Here is a 16,679-nt window from a genome sequence, read left to right as displayed (position 1 = left end):
CACGGTCTAAACCAAGCGAAAGCTTAAATAGATTTACTCGCCAAACTGGCTAATTTGATAAAACGGTACTCGACCAATACCTTCAACATTTACCAACGCGGCACCGCCATTAGAGGGCACGCGGACCTGCGATACTTCTCCTGCGAGCAGAACACTGGGTTGTGGTATATCTTTCGCCACCTCAACACTGATTTGATATTGCCCTTTAGCTAAACCCAACGCGTTAGGATCAATCGTAAATTCTACTTCCCCCTTATTTTTAGGGCCTAACGGCATCACTTTTTTATTACCAAGTTGATCTGTTAAAACAATCGAGACGGTACTCGATGCATGGTCTAATTCGATCCGTCCTTGCTGCTTAGCATCCGTTAATGCAACCTCATTACCTTCAACATAAACGGTTTGCCCTACTAACCCTGCCGTTGACAGGACTTGCATGTTATCCAGTAAAACCATGCTGTTTTGCATCAACTTCGCCATATTCTCGGTACTTTCAACCTGAGAAAATTGCGCTAATTGGCCGACATATTCAGTGCCATCAAGCGGATTTAACGGATCTTGATTTTGAATTTGAGCCACCATTAAATTAATGAATTCATTTTTTAATGAGTTAGCATCGTTGGCATTATTCGGGTTACCCGCGACAGCCATATTGGTCGACTCAATCGCAGGCACATCGGTACTCAGTGCGTTAAATTGTGCAATGGTCATCAGTTACCCTCACCTAAACGAAGCAACCCTTGCTGCATGCTTTTTACATTACTCAGCACTTCTACATTGGTTTCAAAACTGCGGGTAGCTGACATCATGTCTGCCATCTCTGCGACTACATCTATATCAGGGTAATAAACATACCCCTCTTCATTGGCCAGTGGGTTACTCGGCTCAAAGCGTTTTTCAGCCTCTCCAGCATGTTGAACCACATCCATAATGCGCACTTCAGCACTCGGGTAATCTGCTTGATCCCCTGTTAATTGAGTTTTGTTGTAAACGGTGGCGAATACAGGTTTTAACGCCTTGTAAGCATCATTAGGATTAGCGGCAACAGCATCGGCATTCGCTAAATTACTTGCGACAGTATTTAAACGTATGGTTTGCGCATTCATTGCAGAACCCGCTATGGAATAAATATCAGTAAATGCCATTGTTAACGTCCTTTAATCACGGCAGCTAAGCCCTTAAATTTCATATTCATAAACGTTAAGCTGCTCTGAAAATCCATGTTGTTTTTAGTAAACTTTGCCTGCTCGACACTGAGCTCTACCGTATTGCCATCTTTTGAGTTCTGGTAAGGCACAGCGTAACCATCAGACACCACAAGTTGTGTCGGGGCTTTTTGTACTTTTCCAAAACCCATTTGACTTACAATGGCATCAAAACGAATATCTTTTGCTAGGTATCCAGGGGTATCTACATTTGCTAAATTACTGGCAAGCACTTTGGCTCTTTGCACCCGAAAATCGAGCGTTTGAGGATGAACACCAAGTGCATTTTCAAAACTTATTGCCATTAACCACTCCTTAGACAGTACAACCAAGATTGCAATAGAGTGTATTAATCCAAAATTCGTGCCAAAATATTTTTTAAATATTATCAGGGAGTTATATTTAAATACGGAAAGTTAACTTCCCATAGGGGAAATAATCGGAAAGGAAATAACACGATTGAACTAAATGTAATTATTCCTTTGATACTATTAATGAATCTATTTCAAACTTAATAACAGTTTTTATATTTAACTATCTCTATCTCAACATTTAAATATAATAAATATCTAGACATACCTGCATAAAAAGCTTGACTAAACACTAGGTATGAAGTTATTTTCCGCTCTCAAACCACATCATCCACATAGAAATATAAGTCTAATAAGTATTGGCACTAATCTTGCTCTTAATTATTAATACAAAAAACTTATCGAGAGAAAAATGTTTAAATTTATAGTTAGTTTTATTTTATTATGCTTATCACAATCAAGTTTTAGTGAAGAGATAACCATAACATTTATAGGAAAAGTAACGGAACCCGCAGAAAGAATAATATCAAGCAAAATCAAGAATATAGATGATATCAAGTCAGATAAAAGCCGTTTTAGTATCAAAGAAGAAGAGATACCATCAAACCCTTTAGCAAAGTTATATATCATGACTTACTATTGATGCTAAGTTATTATTAACAATTGAGTTTTAATATTTACAAGAGCACTCTTAAACCTAAATTATTTATTAAATCATAAGGTTATCATCAATAAATCAGATAACTTCATCTAATTAATGCCTTTGTAGAAAGCGACTATTAAAGGCATGCTAATTTAACATTAATAATGTAACTAAGAGTGAACATGTTGAAGATACTTGAAGTGGTGTCAAACCCAGCAAAAAAAGCATTTGTGAGTTTAACGTATTTAATAATTCTAGTTATATTTTTACCTTTTAGCGTTTTTGCTGATAATTTACAAGAGGTTAAATTAATAACCTCAAATAGCGTTAATATACAGAAAATTAAAAGCACCTTGGTAGACGAAATAAAAAATGAAATCCAGCATTACAGTGATATTCATGGCTGGAAAAAAGTGGTTCCAAATATAAAGGTCAATATTCCGAAGGCCATATCATCATTACCTCATTGCCCTGAACCTGTTCGTTTTACTGCACAAGATAATCAATCTCAGCCCGTAGGCAGATTAAAAAGACAAGTTAAGTGTGAAAGCCCAACAGTGAACTGGCGACTCAATGCAACGGTTTATGTCCAATTAACACTTCCAGTAATGGTAGCCCGCACGTTAATCCATCGCGACGAGGTTATTACAATGGATATGCTCGACAGCAAAAAACTGCAACTAAAAGCACCTAAGAACATCATCACTGATGCGGATCAAGTGATAGGGTTACATGCCATCCGTCGAATTCGCCAAGGACAACTGATTACTGAAAACGTGTTAAAAAAGCCGTTTCTGATTAACAAAGGGGATCAAGTACTGATTGTCGCTAAGAAAGGTAAATTTGAAGCATCAACCAAAGGAATGGCGTTAGAACATGGAAAAATGTACGAACAAATTAAAGTAGAGAATACAGCAACTCAAAAAGTCATTCATGCTCGTGTTGTTGCACAAGGGAAAGTAGAAACAATATTTTAAAATAAGCAAAAATAACCGCTACATTAAATATAAGCATTGATAACAAATAGAGCTCAACTTGTTGTTTTATGCTTCGCATCCCGACATTACATAAGAACAATCAACAATGATTATGCTTCTGTGAGAAAGCCCTATTCTTTTAATGAATAGAGCTACTTAATGTTTCGGTTATCAGCAATCAGATGTGAACAATGTAAAATGTGGTTTAGCTAGATTATCAACGTTATATTGTAAGTAGCATTTCTTTTGTTCAGGGTGACTATAGTAATCATTTACTTGTGGGAAAATTCTAAAATCACCGTCTGTATTTGTATAAAATTCAATGTTTAATTTGTGTGTTGCATTACCCTTTTTATCCAGAGGGTATACGTCAATATTAGCCAGTTTTTTTATTGCTTCGATGCCTGAATATTCAGTTTTAGAGCTAATAGAGCTAAACCACGGGTAATTATCATAATTTGATATACGAATGCCTTTATTTTCATTACTCGGTGTAGTGGAGCTTCCACTAAGCATAAACCTATAGCCATACTTATCAGTATAAATGTTTGCAGATGGTAATTCCGTCTTTGCTGCAAATATAGCAAATGAAGACTCTAAGGCCCCTTTTGTCGCTTTTAGGGTAGCTATTCTTGCATCACGCTGAATATTTAAGAATTTTGGGACTGCAACGACAGCTAATATTCCTAGAATAACAATAACAACGACGATTTCTATCAGTGTGAAACCTTTACTTTTTTTCATTCAAGACGCTCAACATGAAAATGGATTAAGCCATGCGTGATTTTAAACAATCACAATGAGTTTTCGGTATGCATAACAGCTTTGTTTCTTCGAGACCGTTCGATTACTATATCCACGAACGTTATCTATCGTATACGCTCTAACACTATTTTCGATAAAAATACTGAAACTGTCATTTCTTATTTAATCTTCCTATGAGTTTGGTCGCCTAAGTAAACTAAGCGTCTTGTTTAGGAATTAAAACGATGAAAATAGATAAAATTGCAACCGCGCAGTTTTCCCATACCCAGTTAAAACCAGCAGAACAACAGCCAAGTACTCTGCCCATCAAAAATAACGTCATAAACACACCCAGCACCATTGATAGCCAACTGTTAGCACAAGCACAGCAACCGTTAAATGCTCTACCTGATGTGGATATGGCAAAAGTGGAACAAATCAAAAATGCTCTAAACCGTGGGGAAATCAACCTCGATATTGAAGCGCTTTCGAGTGCGATTTTGCAATTTCATACCGGTCATGAATAAACACATTGCTAATATTATATGGAGTAAAACATGCCTAATCCTCACAATAAACAGCAAATGCTCACTGTACTTATAAAAGACATTCAGTGCGATATTGTTGATTACCGCCAGCTTTATCAACTGATGTTAAAACAGCACCAATGCTATTTGAAATTTGATGGTACGTTACTTTCGCAGCTAACGGAACAACAACTGCCACTGCTAAGCAAACTGACACAACGAAGCCAACAGCGCGCACAACAACTACATAAGCTCGGTTTACCCATTAATAATCAAAGCATGAATAAACTGATCCATGCTTTACCAAATGCAATAAAAAGCAAACTTCAGCAACAATGGCAAACGTTAGAAACCTTAGTAAAACAGTGCCATGACTTAAATCAGCGCAACGGAATATTATCAGCGAACTTCAGCGAATTGCTCAATCAAGTGTATACTCAAATGCCCCAACATAATGACAATAACGCTTATAGCTCACCGCATTTAATGCAGTATTAAAATTAAAGGCTAATGAGGTATCATTTGGGCAATAAAAAATGCACTATTCTCTCTCTACCTCTCAGTATGTTCATCATGCTGATTTTGTTATTGTTTGCAAATCCTAACCAAGCATCCACGCCAATACCCACCAAGTACCAAACGCAATTTGAACAACAAGTCAGTAAACATTATCAACGATTATCACCGCATAAAAAAGTGATCAATAAACAGTTCACGCGCCATCAAACAACGGTACAGCATATAATCAAACGGCTTGATGCTAAAAAGCTACCGCGTAATCTGGTATTAATACCAATGATTGAATCGACATTCGATCGCCATGCCGTCTCTCACGCAAAAGCGGCTGGTCTTTGGCAGCTCATGCCCGCAACAGCAAAGCGTTTTGGTTTAACTGTCTCCAAGACTAAAGATGAAAGATTCAATATTGCCCGTAGTACCGATGCTGCTATACAGTATTTGATCTTTCTCTATAACAAATTTGATCAAGATTTAAAGCTGACTTTAGCAGCCTATAATTCAGGGGAAGGACGTGTACAACGGGCATTAAAACGCGTCGTGGATAAACATTTTTCAGCTCTACGCTTACCGAATGAAACCGTTGATTACGTGCATAAATTTTACGCTTTAGAAAAGTTGGTCGATCTTGATACGTTAGTAAGCTCAATACCGAGAGCCCAGTCTCCCTTCGCAATCAATGCAGTATCTATTAATAATGATGTCGTGTTTCTAAAACAATTATTTGAAACCAAAACAGTGATTAACATGAAACCCATAAAGCCAATCATTACGCTTAAATCTTTATCAGACTAATCTAAAGAAAAATAACATAATTAATCAGCAGGTTGCCTAGTTGCAATAAAACGTTAGGAGAAAAATGCAATAGAAAAAACAATAAAATTACGGTAATAACAGAGGAAGTTTGCGGCGCCCAAAAATCTGAGAGCATATCGCTATTTGTTTCTCAGATACTTGGTCATAATGTATAAGGCTTTGATATAAATTGCTAAGGTAGTCTTGTTCCCAATGACTTAACGTTCAAAATAGAGTAATAATGCATGCATCATTAATCTTCTGAATAATTAATGAGCTATTGATCATAGCTCCCACTCTTTATCCCATTCGCGCTGCATGTGTAAGTTTTCAATTCGCTCGCGAACACTCACTTTTCTTTCTGTTGTCTTTGGTGCTACTTTTCTTTTTGTTTTAGCTTCTGTAGTTGTTCGTTTGATGTCAGTTTGCTTTGTCATGAATGTCTCTCTGTTAATACATAATCGTAAATAGCTATATCGGTCGATAATTGAATGTTGCCGTTATCAAGCAACAATAGTGCATGATATGGAAAGATATAGATAAGCTAGGAGGTCAATATATGGCTTTGCTGGTGAAGTTATTCAATTCATTAAAAGTAATATAAAGACTTGTTTACATAATACCAAAATTATTGCATAACTTCCACACAAACATTTTTATTCGGATTTGTAAACTGATTTTTTCTAACCAAATACCTTATGGTTCGCTTCTTGTTGTTCCCTGATGTAGATAATTAAAATCATCTATATATGGATGAATAAAAAACTATATATCAGAAACTTAACAATGAGTTAACAACATACGCAGGGTGACTTGCTACGATAATAATAAATAAGAGAAAGAAGAGTAGGAAATAATGGATATCGAGATCTATCAAGTTGATGCTTTTACCAATGAAACATTCAAAGGTAATCCTGCGGGTGTTTGCATTACAAAAGAAACGTTATCGAATGATTTAATGCTATCGATTGCAGCGGAAATGGCAGTATCAGAAACCGCTTTTTTATCATTAAATAACATGAACTTAAAATGGTTTACACCTCAAGCTGAAGTCAAACTATGTGGCCATGGTACACTTTCCGTTACTCATATTTTAAAAGAAAAAAAACTTTTTAACGTTAATGATACCGTGACATTTAATACCCTGTCAGGATCATTAAGCGCCTTAATTAGATCATCAACTATAGAACTCGATTTTCCGGCACCAATACTTGATTTTAATATCACACCATCCACAGAATTGTTAGCGTCTTTAGGCATTGAAGCTACACATGTTATTGCTTATGGTATTTTTGATTCGAAGATATTTATTGAAGTTGATAACGAAGAGATTGTATTAAATCTTGCGCCAAACTTTGATCGCCTAACAAAAATTGATGGTCGTGGTGTGTTAATTACTGCACCAACTCAGCGTGATGATCTTGATTTTATCTCTCGCTTTTTTGCCCCTTGGGTTGGCGTTAATGAAGATCCCGTAACAGGTTCAGCACACTGTGCTTTAACACTTTACTGGTCAGAAAAGCTCAATAAAGTAAAACTTAATGGTTATCAAGCATCTGCGCGTGGTGGATATGTCAGCACCGAGTTATTACCCAATGAACGTATAAAACTCATAGGCTCAGCGATTACAACCATAAAAGGTACAATGCAGTTACCTAATGTATAACGACATCTGATATATACGATATTTAGAACATGGCACATCATTGGAAAACATAAGATAGCAATGCCGTTTTGGGGTATGATGCGGCATTGAGTTACTTAAAGATAACTGTGTTTTTCAAGCTATGAACATCCCAATTAAAAATGAAACCACACCTGAAGTCTCATGCTCTAACTGTAAAGCATGCTGCTGCCGTTTAGAGGTGATGATTATCTCAGATACAGGTGTACCAGAAAGGCATATCAAACGAGATATGTGGGGAGGTGAAACTATGCTTCGACTCGCTGATGGTTGGTGCTCTGCACTTGATAGAGAGACCTTCATGTGTACGATTTATGAAAACCGTCCTTGGATTTGCCGCGAATTTGAAATGGGCTCTTACGAATGTGTTGATGAGCGTACTGAATTTCTATAGCTCCAATATCTATCACTAACGAGTTAGCGCTTACATTTTATATAAATGCTAACTCGTCTACCTTACTCAATTAAAGGCGGATCCCTTCAACATTGAGTTCTAACTCAACCTCTGTAGAAGCAGGGCCTAAATTTGTTTTAATATCATAATCTTTCAATGAGATCATTGTAGTACCAACAAATCCACGACGATAGCCGCCCCACGGATCATTACCTGCACCAACATGTTTAACATCAATCGTAACCGGCTTTGTAACGCCATTTAACGTTAAATCACCTGTCATGGTAGCGTTGCCATCCCCCGACTCTTTAAAAGAGCTACTAACAAAAGTCGCTTCTGGAAATTTTTCAACATTTAAAAAATCACTGCTGCGTAAATGTTTATCACGCTCAGCATGGTTGGAGTCCACACTCGCCGTTGCTATATTCACTTTAACTTTTGATGCTTCAGGCTGCTTTTCATCATAACTAAACTCACCATCAAAGGTATTAAAACGCCCTACCAACCAACTGTAACCAAGATGCTGGATACGAAATTGAATCGATGCATGTGAGCCATTAGTATCGATTTTATAATCGTCTGCTAGCGCTACTGATGACATACTAGCCGCAGCCAAAAGTGTGCAAGGAATAAAAGATCTTAGTAGGCGCTTTTTCATCATAATCTCCGTTTATGTCGTAATACGTCTTATCTAATTTTGTCATTATGCTTTGCCTAGCATGCGTTTTAGCGTGTTATCTTTATCTATAAAGTGATGTTTTAACGCGCCAATAGCATGTAAAAGAGCAAAACCAATCAACACACAAGCACCATACCAGTGAATAGTACCCGCGATATCTTCTTGATTTTGAATACTTGTAAGCGTTGCTGGAATATCAAATACACCAAAGATACTGATCGCTCTTCCATCGGCAGTTGAGATCAAGTAACCACTGAACATCACCACAAATAACAGCAGATACAATAGCCAATGCGTTTTTTGTGCGAGCCATTGCTCCCATTGAGCATGACTAGAAAGAGTGGCTGGTGCGTCAGTTAATGCTCTTAATAGCAACCTTACGATCAATACAAAGAATAAGATCAAACCAGTACTCTTATGAGTATCAGGCGCAGTGTTATACCAAGCATGATAATAATTTAAATCAACCATCCACCAGCCAAGCGCAAATAATCCAACGACAGTCAGCGCAACCAACCAGTGAAGTAAAATAATCATGGGGTTCCAATTTTTATTTGGTGTTTTTTTCATGGTTATTCGCTCGATGAGGAAAGTTGTTTTTAGCATAATAAACAAATAAGTAACAATTTATTAACCAACTTTGTCAGTGTTTGTGTATCAGACCGCTATATTTATTCGCATAGAAGATAAAAATGGATATTTACCTGTAAAGTGATAATGCTCTTTCGCATAAAAAACACTCGCTAAATTAAGGTTCAGGATTGCTAAATAGAAATGATAACGGATAATAATGCGCTTGTTTCCCTACTTGTGTTCAGTGTTATGCGTCTTGATAAATTTATTTGTAAAAGTACCCAACTGACTAAAGCAGAAGCCATAGAGCGAATACACGCCGGTAATATTAGCGTCAACGATGCTGTAATTATCAATGAAACAACACAAGTACATGAGAATAATACCGTTATCATGGATGGCAAAAGGCTAATTGCGCGTGAGTTTCGCTATATCCTAATGCATAAACCTGCGGGCACTATCTGCTCAAATATTGATGAAGTTTATCCCTCTCTATTTAACTACCTTGATATTGAAAATATCGCTGAATTACACATTGCAGGGCGTTTAGATGCGGATACCACAGGAATGGTACTGATCACTGATGATGGGCGTTGGTCATTTAACATCACATCACCAAATCAAAAATGCAGTAAAGTTTATCGGGTTGGTTTGTCTCGAGATATTGCGGCAGACGTGGCCGAAAAATTTAAAGCAGGGATCAAATTACAAGGCGAACAAAAGTTAACCGCACCAGCGATATTAACCATTATTTCAGTGAAAGAAGTATTGCTGACGATTACTGAAGGCAAGTTTCATCAGGTTAAGCGCATGTTTGCCGCTGTTGGTAATCGCGTCGTGTCTCTTCACCGTGAAGCGATTGGCGAGGTGACGCTTGATCTTGAAGTCGGGCAATGGCGTTACCTAACCAAAGACGAAGTCACCTCTTTTATTAAAGCTGATTAACCAAAACAAATACTGAAATATACAAAATCCGACTCATTTACCTTTCCTCAAAGAAAATGTAAAGCCGGATTTTGGTTATAACAACACCGTATTATTTACAACAAAGCTAACACTTAACGCTTATTTATATGCACCAGCACTGTAGTGTAATTCATAGCTATGAGAGTAAATTTCAATGATGTTACCAAATGGGTCTTCCATGTAAATCATACGGTATGGCTTCTCACCAGGGTAATAAAAACGTGGTGCTTTCATACGTTTTTTACCGCCAGCTGCAACGATCTTTTCTGCAAGCTCTTCAACATTAGGATCTTGAACACTAAAGTGGAATACCCCTGTCTTCCAATACTCGAAGTTATCTTCAGGATTGGTTTGGTTTTTAAACTCAAACAGTTCGATACCAATACGATCACCTGTTGATAAATGTGCAATACGAAAACGCTCCCAGTTACTACCAAAAACATCTGTGCACATTTCACCAATCGCGGAATCATCTTCAATAATTTCTGTTGGTTCCATGATCACATACCACCCCAGAACTTCGGTGTAAAACTTAACCGCAGCATCAAGGTCAGGTACTGAAATACCAATATGAGAAAAGCTACGTGGGTAAGTCTGATTTGTCATGGTTTGTTCTCTTCATCGTTATTGTTGATGTGAGTAGATTACAAATCACATGTTATTAAGTAAAATTATCATTCATAATAAAAATGAGTACGTTTTGTAATGATTAATCCCATTTGGTTACGTAGCTTTTGTACTTTGGTAGAAACTGGACATTTTACTCATACCGCTGAAAAGCTTTATATGACGCAATCCGGTGTCAGCCAACATATAAAGAAATTAGAGCAATATTTAGAGCAACCTCTGCTCACTCGCCACGGAAAAAAATTCACGTTGACTCACGCTGGTGAACGCTTGTACAACGAAGCTAACCAAATTGTATTGTCGCTTACAGATTTAGATAAAAGGATCAGTATTGATCCTCGTTATGAAGGCATGGTACGCATTGCTTCTCCTGGTAGCATTGGTTTGAAGCTCTACCCTCATTTGCTGGCTTTTCAACAACAATATCCTGAATTAGTTATTGATTATCGCTTTGCACCTAACCATGAAATAGAAACCTTACTTGCAGAGCAGCGTATCGATATTGGCTTTATGACACGCCTTTCAAATAAAGCCGATATAACCCTGAATGCCATGGGTAAAGAAGCGCTTTTGCTGGTTACGCCAGCCTCTATTTCATCGCCAAGTTGGGACAAGCTTACTGAGTTAGGTTTTATTGATCACCCTGATGGGGTTTATCATGCAAGCCAGTTACTCAGTGTTAATTACCCTGAGTTTAAGCATATTAACCAATTTAAGCGGTCAGGATTTTCTAACCAAATTAACCTTATTTTAGAACCCGTGAAACGAGGACTAGGGTTTACTATTTTACCTCGTTACGCTGTGGATGCCTTTCAAGATAAAGCGCATGTAAATATCCATTTATTTAACAATGAAGTCAGCGAGAATATATACTTAGGCACTCACGCCAACCGATTTATTCCTAACCGCGTTGCAGCTGTGATTGAAGAAGTAATGACCTGTCTAAGTGCTTAAACTATAAGAATGAAAAATGGCGCAACGTTTTTAGAGCAAATTATTGAGTAAATAAATGAGTAAAGTAATTGATAAGCTCGCTTGGGTTTTAATTCAAGACGGTAAATTTTTAGTAGTAAGATCTCAAGGTAAAGCGCTGTTTTACCTTCCTGGTGGTAAACGTGAAGCCGGTGAAAGTGACATTGAAGCACTAACCCGTGAAATCAAAGAAGAACTGTCCGTTGATCTTATACCAAACAGTATTAAGTACATGGAAACATTTACGGCTCAGGCCGATGGTAAGGCAGAAGGCATCTCAGTAAAACTGACGTGTTACTTTGCTGATTATTCTGGGGATCTTATACCTGCAGCTGAAATCGAAGAACAAAGATTCATTGATAGTACCGATGAAAGCCTGTGTTCTACCGCTGCATTAGCGGTATTAAAGTGGCTAGAAAAAACCTCACTGATTGCAGGAACACTTACCTAACAGATAAATATAGGTGTCGTTCAATCGGCACCTATCAAGAGTGTTAGACAAGCCCGAGCATCTTTGCAAGTAAATATCTTAGGTAATTCCTATCCATTGTTAGTTAATCATTATCGTTAATTCGTAATCGTAAATCGCTCTGCTATTATTTTAAATCCATATTCAACCTATTAACATCCTTCTTTACATCCCTCGTTAAAACGTATAACTATATTTAATAATTACCCACTTTATTTGCATATATAGCTAATATACAATCGTTCACACATGCTAGCCTTTATATTTTTCGCCATTTATTTACTGATATTTGGCAGCCACTCGAATTTTTTAACTCTTTTTTATTACTGTATTTCAATAATAAGATTGCAGCCAAAAAACTAACGCAAGCCACTGTTTTAACTACACATTAAAACTAGTGGCAATTAAATACAACCAACCAAAATTAACAACTTATATTTAGGTAATTGCTGATGACGGATAATACTAGTACTTTTTCAAATAGGTGTCTTTTTCTAACACTGAATAGCTAAAAATACAGAAAATAAAATAATTATAAAATTTAAGGGTACGCAATGTCCGAAGTAAATATATTTAAACAACCAAAACCTTTCTATTTAATATTTTCAATTGAATTTTGGGAACGCTTTGGCTTTTATGGTATGCAAGCGATTTTAACTGTGTATATGGTTAAAATTCTTGGTATGTCGGAATCTGCGTCATTTACTTTATTTGGTGCCTTTTCAGCACTGGTGTATGGATCTGTCGCGATTGGCGGCTGGGTGGGTGATAAAGTATTAGGAACCAAGCGTACCATCACACTGGGTGCCATTATTCTTACTGCGGGTTATGTTTTTCTTGGGCTTTCAGCCAGCCATGAAAATAGCAGTCCTATGCTGATTTACATGGCGATGGGCTTTATTACTATGGGGAATGGTTTATTTAAAGCGAACCCTTCAAGTTTATTAGCCAAAGTTTATGGCGAGAATGATCCCCGTTTAGACGGTGCCTTTACCTTGTATTATATGGCGATAAATTTAGGCTCTTTTTTCTCAATGCTATTAACACCTTGGATTGCAGAAAAATTTGGCTATGATTTGGCGTTTTCCGTCAGTGCTATCGGCTTGGTGATCACGATTGTGAATTTTATAATCAGTCACTCTACCGTGAAAAACGTTGGTTCAAAACCTGATATGAAGCCTGTTAATGTTGTGCATTATATTAGTGTATTAGTCGGTGCAATTGTGCTGAGCTTCGTCAGTGCTTTTTTGCTACAACATTTATTCTACGCACACGCTATTTTGGTGGTAGTGGGAATCACTATTGTTGCGTTGTATTTCAAAGAAGCATTAAAAACATCTGGTATTGAACGCGCTAAAATGTTGGTGGCATTTTTATTAATGTTACAGGGCATTGTTTTCTTTGTACTGTATTTCCAAATGCCAACCTCGCTTAATTTCTTTGCTATCCATAATATCTCTCATGATCTGTTTGGTATTAGTGTTGCGCCAGAACAATTTCAAGCGCTGAATCCACTATGGATCATGATTGCTAGCCCTGTTCTTGCCATTATTTATAATAAGTTTGGTGATCGTTTCTCTATGCCGTTCAAATTTGCACTCGGCATGGTGCTATGTAGCTTTTCTTTCTTAGTACTGACTTTTGGTTCGCACTTTGCCAATAGCCAAAGTGTTATCAGCTCTAACTGGTTAGTGTTATCTTACTTCTTCCAATCTATTGGTGAGCTGCTAGTATCTGGTCTTGGATTAGCGATGGTCGCTCAGCTTGTTCCTCAACGTATGATGGGATTTGCGATGGGTATGTGGTTCTTAACATCAGCAACGGCTGCGGTTCTTGCTGGCTGGGTAGCAACACTAACAACAGATTCAAGCAAGATTGTGGATCCACAACAAACATTAGCCATTTATAGCCATGTCTTTGGGGTGATTGGCTATGTTACTGCCGCGATTGCTCTACTTACCCTAATTATTGCGCCAAAACTAACACGCGTGATCTACGCTAAAGAGACAACAGAAGAAACTGCTGCAGCATAATATTTTCTAGCGATTTCTTTTAACGAAAATTTGAACAATGTACCCAAGCAGCTTCAAACAATAGGTTTTGATAATACGATAGGCCTTGTAGTTTGAAATTACTTGGGTATATTTTTAGCATTTTATCAGCAATATAGCTAAACTTTTAAAAATATTATTTATTATTAGTTGTTTAGGAGTTTAATTCATATGTCGCTGTTGGAGAGTTTAGGGAAGAAACTTGAACCGCTCATGTTGTTTATGGGGTTAGTAAGCCCAATTGCAACATTGCCTCAGTTATATAAGCTTTTTATATCCCATCCCAATCATGCCCATGGTTTATCGTTAACCACCTGGTCTATGTATGCGCTTATTTCTTTGCTCTGGTTTATTTATGGTCTCTACCATAAAAACCCGACAATTTGGGTTGGTAATTTTTTAGGATTTCTCGCTTACTTTGCCATGATGGTAGGCATAGTAATGAAGGCAGGTATCACCTTCTAGGTATTCATAAAAATGAAAGAATGGAATATCTTCCCTTCTTTTCATTAGTTTAAAGAAAATGGGCGAGTTGATAATTAACACGCTCATTTATTGTGATAACAAAGGCCATCTCAATATTGCATATTAGCTACTTCGCTATCATTAATTCGTAAATCACTCTGCTTTTTTAAAACCTATATAAACCTATTACCTCCCCCCCTCTTACGCATCGCTCCCAATATAAAACAAAGTTTTATATTTATTCATTTTTGGTGCGATTTTAAGTAATACACAACCTATTAAACACTGTGTAATTGATATTTTTCAGTCACTCGATATTTATAACTTTTTTCTCTATTATATTTTAACAATAAAAAAGTTGACCATTATAAATGTAACCTATTGTTTTTATGTTATAAATAAAAAACATAAAGCCATTAATTGCAATCAACCAAAAATAATAACTTATATTTACCCAATTGCTGATGACTATTCAAAATAGTAGCTTCGTCAAGAATGCAACCTTATCACAACAAAGATACAAAAAAACAACAATGCAAACTAAGGAATGTAATGTCTGACGTTAATATATTTAAACAACCAAAACCCTTCTATTTGATATTCTCCATCGAATTTTGGGAACGCTTTGGCTTTTATGGAATGAATGCAATTTTGACTGTTTATATGGTCAAAATTCTTAATATGCCAGAGTCTGCTTCCTTTACATTATTTGGTGCCTTTACAGCATTGATATATGGTTCAGTAGCGCTTGGCGGTTGGGTTGGTGATAAAGTTTTAGGAACCAAACGTACAATTACGCTTGGTGCAATCGTCCTGACAATAGGTTATGCATTACTTGGTCTTTCAGCGAGTCACGGTAATGGTAGCCCATCTATGATTTATATCGCGATGGGTTTCATTGCTATGGGTAATGGTTTATTTAAAGCTAACCCTTCAAGCTTACTGGCGAAAGTATACGGTGAAAATGACCCTCGCTTAGATGGTGCTTTTACCATGTATTACATGGCGATTAACTTAGGCTCGTTCTTTTCAATGCTTTTAACACCATGGATTGCTGACAAATTCGGTTATAACTTTGCGTTTTCAGTGAGTGCTATTGGTTTAATCATTACCATTGCAAACTTTATTGTGAGCAAAAAAACCGTTCAAGATGTTGGCTCCCCAGCTGATATGAAACCCATGAATAGCTTTTACTTTTTATGTGTTGTTATTGGTACAGTCGCTTTAAGCTTTGTGAGTTCATTCTTGCTTCAGCATTTATTTTACGCACATGCCATTCTAGTCGTTGCAGGTATTGCTATTGTTTCACTGTACTTTAAAGAAGCTTTTTCAACATCAGGCAACGAACGAGCAAAAATGCTCGTTGCTTTTGTACTTATGCTTCAGGGAGTTGTGTTCTTCGTACTTTACTTCCAGATGCCGACATCATTGAACTTCTTCGCCATTCACAATGTTGAACATAACATCTTCGGAATATCCGTTGCTCCAGAACAATTCCAAGCACTAAACCCAATGTGGATTATGCTTGCAAGCCCACTATTAGCGATTCTTTACAATAAGCTAGGCGAACGCTTTTCAATGCCGTTCAAATTTGCATTCGGTATGGTGCTATGTAGCCTTGCTTTCTTAGTCCTTCCAGTAGGTGCTAAGTTTGCAAATAGCCAAAGCATTATTAATTCTGGTTGGTTAGTGGTCTCTTACCTATTCCAGTCTATTGGTGAATTATTGGTATCAGGTCTAGGTTTAGCCATGGTGGCACAGCTTGTACCACAACGTATGATGGGCTTTGCTATGGGAATGTGGTTCTTAACCTCTGCAACAGCGGCTGTTATCGGTGGCTGGGTAGCATCATTAACAGCAGTACCGAGTAATATTGATGACCCACATCAGACACTTATCATATATAGCAAAGTGTTTAATGAAATTGGTGTTGGTACAGCCGCAATAGCTCTGATTACATTACTTATTGCGCCTAAATTAACGCGTATTATTTATGCAAAAGATACAACAGAAAAAAACAGTAACAGCGGCGGCTTAGAATAACAAATACAACAGCGGTCGTGTTAATAATTAACACGACC

At 37.1% G+C, this 16,679-nt stretch carries 20 protein-coding genes; 12 read left to right on the top strand and 8 right to left on the bottom strand.

What is annotated here, in order from left to right; translation table 11 throughout:
- Nucleotides 1–33 precede the first annotated feature (33 nt).
- Genes flgD through flgB form a run of 3 tightly spaced genes read right to left on the bottom strand, consistent with a single transcriptional unit; the run spans nucleotide 34 to nucleotide 1,510 of the window.
- Nucleotides 34–711 carry a flagellar hook assembly protein FlgD gene (gene flgD, locus C9J46_RS08240; protein WP_107208348.1) on the bottom strand — a complete coding sequence of 226 codons (678 nt, stop codon included), beginning with the start codon at nucleotides 709–711 and terminating at the stop codon, nucleotides 34–36.
- A complete protein-coding gene (gene flgC, locus C9J46_RS08235) occupies nucleotides 711–1,145 on the bottom strand; it encodes a flagellar basal body rod protein FlgC (RefSeq protein ID WP_005364289.1) in 435 nt (144 codons plus the stop codon). Before flgC ends, flgD begins: the two co-directional genes overlap by 1 nt.
- Before the next feature lie 2 nt (nucleotides 1,146–1,147).
- A complete protein-coding gene (gene flgB, locus C9J46_RS08230) occupies nucleotides 1,148–1,510 on the bottom strand; it encodes a flagellar basal body rod protein FlgB (protein WP_107246777.1) in 363 nt (120 codons plus the stop codon).
- An 831-nt stretch (nucleotides 1,511–2,341) separates the two neighbouring features.
- Between flgB and flgA the strand changes: the two genes are divergently transcribed.
- On the top strand, nucleotides 2,342–3,136 hold the full coding sequence (gene flgA, locus C9J46_RS08220; protein ID WP_233217723.1) for a flagellar basal body P-ring formation chaperone FlgA: 795 nt from the start codon (nucleotides 2,342–2,344) through the stop codon (nucleotides 3,134–3,136).
- A gap of 171 nt (nucleotides 3,137–3,307) precedes the next feature.
- Here the strand turns inward: flgA and C9J46_RS21910 are convergent, their stop codons facing one another.
- Nucleotides 3,308–3,880, bottom strand: coding sequence for a prepilin-type N-terminal cleavage/methylation domain-containing protein (locus tag C9J46_RS21910; protein WP_107259785.1), 573 nt, complete (start codon nucleotides 3,878–3,880; stop codon nucleotides 3,308–3,310).
- A gap of 245 nt (nucleotides 3,881–4,125) precedes the next feature.
- Between C9J46_RS21910 and flgM the strand changes: the two genes are divergently transcribed.
- The 3 genes from flgM to C9J46_RS08200 all read left to right on the top strand — a co-directional run bounded on the left by flgM (nucleotide 4,126) and on the right by C9J46_RS08200 (nucleotide 5,718).
- Nucleotides 4,126–4,407: a flagellar biosynthesis anti-sigma factor FlgM gene (gene flgM, locus C9J46_RS08210; RefSeq protein WP_107259787.1), complete on the top strand. Its 282-nt coding sequence runs from the start codon at nucleotides 4,126–4,128 to the stop codon at nucleotides 4,405–4,407.
- Nucleotides 4,408–4,437: 30 nt separating this feature from the next.
- Nucleotides 4,438–4,905, top strand: coding sequence for a flagellar protein FlgN (gene flgN / locus C9J46_RS08205; RefSeq protein ID WP_107290750.1), 468 nt, complete (start codon nucleotides 4,438–4,440; stop codon nucleotides 4,903–4,905).
- A 75-nt stretch (nucleotides 4,906–4,980) separates the two neighbouring features.
- Nucleotides 4,981–5,718 carry a lytic transglycosylase domain-containing protein gene (locus C9J46_RS08200; protein WP_107259789.1) on the top strand — a complete coding sequence of 246 codons (738 nt, stop codon included), beginning with the start codon at nucleotides 4,981–4,983 and terminating at the stop codon, nucleotides 5,716–5,718.
- 284 nt (nucleotides 5,719–6,002) lie between these two features.
- Here the strand turns inward: C9J46_RS08200 and C9J46_RS21650 are convergent, their stop codons facing one another.
- On the bottom strand, nucleotides 6,003–6,155 hold the full coding sequence (locus tag C9J46_RS21650; RefSeq protein ID WP_199187097.1) for a hypothetical protein: 153 nt from the start codon (nucleotides 6,153–6,155) through the stop codon (nucleotides 6,003–6,005).
- A gap of 419 nt (nucleotides 6,156–6,574) precedes the next feature.
- Here C9J46_RS21650 and C9J46_RS08190 point away from each other — a divergent pair, with 419 nt between their 5' ends.
- Nucleotides 6,575–7,384, top strand: a complete 810-nt coding sequence (locus C9J46_RS08190) for a PhzF family phenazine biosynthesis protein (protein WP_107287751.1) — start codon at nucleotides 6,575–6,577, stop codon at nucleotides 7,382–7,384.
- A 121-nt stretch (nucleotides 7,385–7,505) separates the two neighbouring features.
- Entirely contained in the window at nucleotides 7,506–7,796 is a 291-nt protein-coding gene (locus tag C9J46_RS08185; RefSeq protein ID WP_107208340.1) for a YkgJ family cysteine cluster protein, read from the top strand.
- 70 nt (nucleotides 7,797–7,866) lie between these two features.
- Here the strand turns inward: C9J46_RS08185 and C9J46_RS08180 are convergent, their stop codons facing one another.
- Together C9J46_RS08180 and C9J46_RS08175 are read right to left on the bottom strand one after the other, a co-directional pair.
- A complete protein-coding gene (locus C9J46_RS08180; protein ID WP_107290749.1) occupies nucleotides 7,867–8,454 on the bottom strand; it encodes a YceI family protein in 588 nt (195 codons plus the stop codon).
- A 45-nt stretch (nucleotides 8,455–8,499) separates the two neighbouring features.
- A complete protein-coding gene (locus C9J46_RS08175; RefSeq protein ID WP_107246785.1) occupies nucleotides 8,500–9,045 on the bottom strand; it encodes a cytochrome b in 546 nt (181 codons plus the stop codon).
- A 252-nt stretch (nucleotides 9,046–9,297) separates the two neighbouring features.
- On the opposite strand from C9J46_RS08175, the gene C9J46_RS08170 reads away from it, so the two are divergent.
- Nucleotides 9,298–9,993, top strand: coding sequence for a pseudouridine synthase (locus C9J46_RS08170; RefSeq protein WP_107208393.1), 696 nt, complete (start codon nucleotides 9,298–9,300; stop codon nucleotides 9,991–9,993).
- A 120-nt stretch (nucleotides 9,994–10,113) separates the two neighbouring features.
- On the opposite strand, the gene C9J46_RS08165 is transcribed toward C9J46_RS08170, so the two are convergent.
- Nucleotides 10,114–10,620: a lactoylglutathione lyase family protein gene (locus tag C9J46_RS08165; RefSeq protein ID WP_105061909.1), complete on the bottom strand. Its 507-nt coding sequence runs from the start codon at nucleotides 10,618–10,620 to the stop codon at nucleotides 10,114–10,116.
- Between the two features lie 99 nt (nucleotides 10,621–10,719).
- Between C9J46_RS08165 and C9J46_RS08160 the strand changes: the two genes are divergently transcribed.
- The 5 genes from C9J46_RS08160 to dtpA (C9J46_RS08140) all read left to right on the top strand — a co-directional run bounded on the left by C9J46_RS08160 (nucleotide 10,720) and on the right by dtpA (C9J46_RS08140) (nucleotide 16,641).
- Nucleotides 10,720–11,595, top strand: a complete 876-nt coding sequence (locus tag C9J46_RS08160; protein ID WP_107208337.1) for a LysR family transcriptional regulator — start codon at nucleotides 10,720–10,722, stop codon at nucleotides 11,593–11,595.
- A gap of 55 nt (nucleotides 11,596–11,650) precedes the next feature.
- Complete coding sequence (locus C9J46_RS08155) at nucleotides 11,651–12,064, top strand: NUDIX domain-containing protein (RefSeq protein WP_107290748.1); 414 nt, start codon at nucleotides 11,651–11,653, stop codon at nucleotides 12,062–12,064.
- 572 nt (nucleotides 12,065–12,636) lie between these two features.
- On the top strand, nucleotides 12,637–14,115 hold the full coding sequence (gene dtpA, locus C9J46_RS08150; RefSeq protein ID WP_107208335.1) for a dipeptide/tripeptide permease DtpA: 1,479 nt from the start codon (nucleotides 12,637–12,639) through the stop codon (nucleotides 14,113–14,115).
- Nucleotides 14,116–14,304: 189 nt separating this feature from the next.
- A complete protein-coding gene (locus tag C9J46_RS08145) occupies nucleotides 14,305–14,598 on the top strand; it encodes a SemiSWEET transporter (RefSeq protein ID WP_107208334.1) in 294 nt (97 codons plus the stop codon).
- A gap of 552 nt (nucleotides 14,599–15,150) precedes the next feature.
- Nucleotides 15,151–16,641: a dipeptide/tripeptide permease DtpA gene (dtpA, locus tag C9J46_RS08140; protein ID WP_107287748.1), complete on the top strand. Its 1,491-nt coding sequence runs from the start codon at nucleotides 15,151–15,153 to the stop codon at nucleotides 16,639–16,641.
- Nucleotides 16,642–16,679 lie beyond the last annotated feature (38 nt).

It is taken from the genome of Photobacterium sp. GB-36 (assembly GCF_003026135.1).
Classification (GTDB): Bacteria; Pseudomonadota; Gammaproteobacteria; order Enterobacterales; family Vibrionaceae; genus Photobacterium.
This window is presented reverse-complemented; position numbering and strand designations above follow the sequence as displayed.

Coding starts and splice junctions, on each gene's coding strand:
- C9J46_RS08165 (WP_105061909.1), bottom strand. CDS start 10,620: ATGACAAATCAGACTTACCCACGTAGCTTTTCTCATATTGGTATTTCA.
- C9J46_RS08190 (WP_107287751.1), top strand. CDS start 6,575: ATGGATATCGAGATCTATCAAGTTGATGCTTTTACCAATGAAACATTC.
- flgM (WP_107259787.1), top strand. CDS start 4,126: ATGAAAATAGATAAAATTGCAACCGCGCAGTTTTCCCATACCCAGTTA.
- flgA (WP_233217723.1), top strand. CDS start 2,342: ATGTTGAAGATACTTGAAGTGGTGTCAAACCCAGCAAAAAAAGCATTT.
- C9J46_RS21910 (WP_107259785.1), bottom strand. CDS start 3,880: ATGAAAAAAAGTAAAGGTTTCACACTGATAGAAATCGTCGTTGTTATT.
- flgC (WP_005364289.1), bottom strand. CDS start 1,145: ATGGCATTTACTGATATTTATTCCATAGCGGGTTCTGCAATGAATGCG.
- C9J46_RS08180 (WP_107290749.1), bottom strand. CDS start 8,454: ATGAAAAAGCGCCTACTAAGATCTTTTATTCCTTGCACACTTTTGGCT.
- flgN (WP_107290750.1), top strand. CDS start 4,438: ATGCCTAATCCTCACAATAAACAGCAAATGCTCACTGTACTTATAAAA.
- C9J46_RS08170 (WP_107208393.1), top strand. CDS start 9,298: ATGCGTCTTGATAAATTTATTTGTAAAAGTACCCAACTGACTAAAGCA.
- dtpA (WP_107287748.1), top strand. CDS start 15,151: ATGTCTGACGTTAATATATTTAAACAACCAAAACCCTTCTATTTGATA.
- C9J46_RS08175 (WP_107246785.1), bottom strand. CDS start 9,045: ATGAAAAAAACACCAAATAAAAATTGGAACCCCATGATTATTTTACTT.
- C9J46_RS21650 (WP_199187097.1), bottom strand. CDS start 6,155: ATGACAAAGCAAACTGACATCAAACGAACAACTACAGAAGCTAAAACA.
- flgD (WP_107208348.1), bottom strand. CDS start 711: ATGACCATTGCACAATTTAACGCACTGAGTACCGATGTGCCTGCGATT.
- dtpA (WP_107208335.1), top strand. CDS start 12,637: ATGTCCGAAGTAAATATATTTAAACAACCAAAACCTTTCTATTTAATA.
- C9J46_RS08145 (WP_107208334.1), top strand. CDS start 14,305: ATGTCGCTGTTGGAGAGTTTAGGGAAGAAACTTGAACCGCTCATGTTG.
- C9J46_RS08160 (WP_107208337.1), top strand. CDS start 10,720: ATGATTAATCCCATTTGGTTACGTAGCTTTTGTACTTTGGTAGAAACT.
- C9J46_RS08185 (WP_107208340.1), top strand. CDS start 7,506: ATGAACATCCCAATTAAAAATGAAACCACACCTGAAGTCTCATGCTCT.
- C9J46_RS08200 (WP_107259789.1), top strand. CDS start 4,981: ATGCTGATTTTGTTATTGTTTGCAAATCCTAACCAAGCATCCACGCCA.
- flgB (WP_107246777.1), bottom strand. CDS start 1,510: ATGGCAATAAGTTTTGAAAATGCACTTGGTGTTCATCCTCAAACGCTC.
- C9J46_RS08155 (WP_107290748.1), top strand. CDS start 11,651: ATGAGTAAAGTAATTGATAAGCTCGCTTGGGTTTTAATTCAAGACGGT.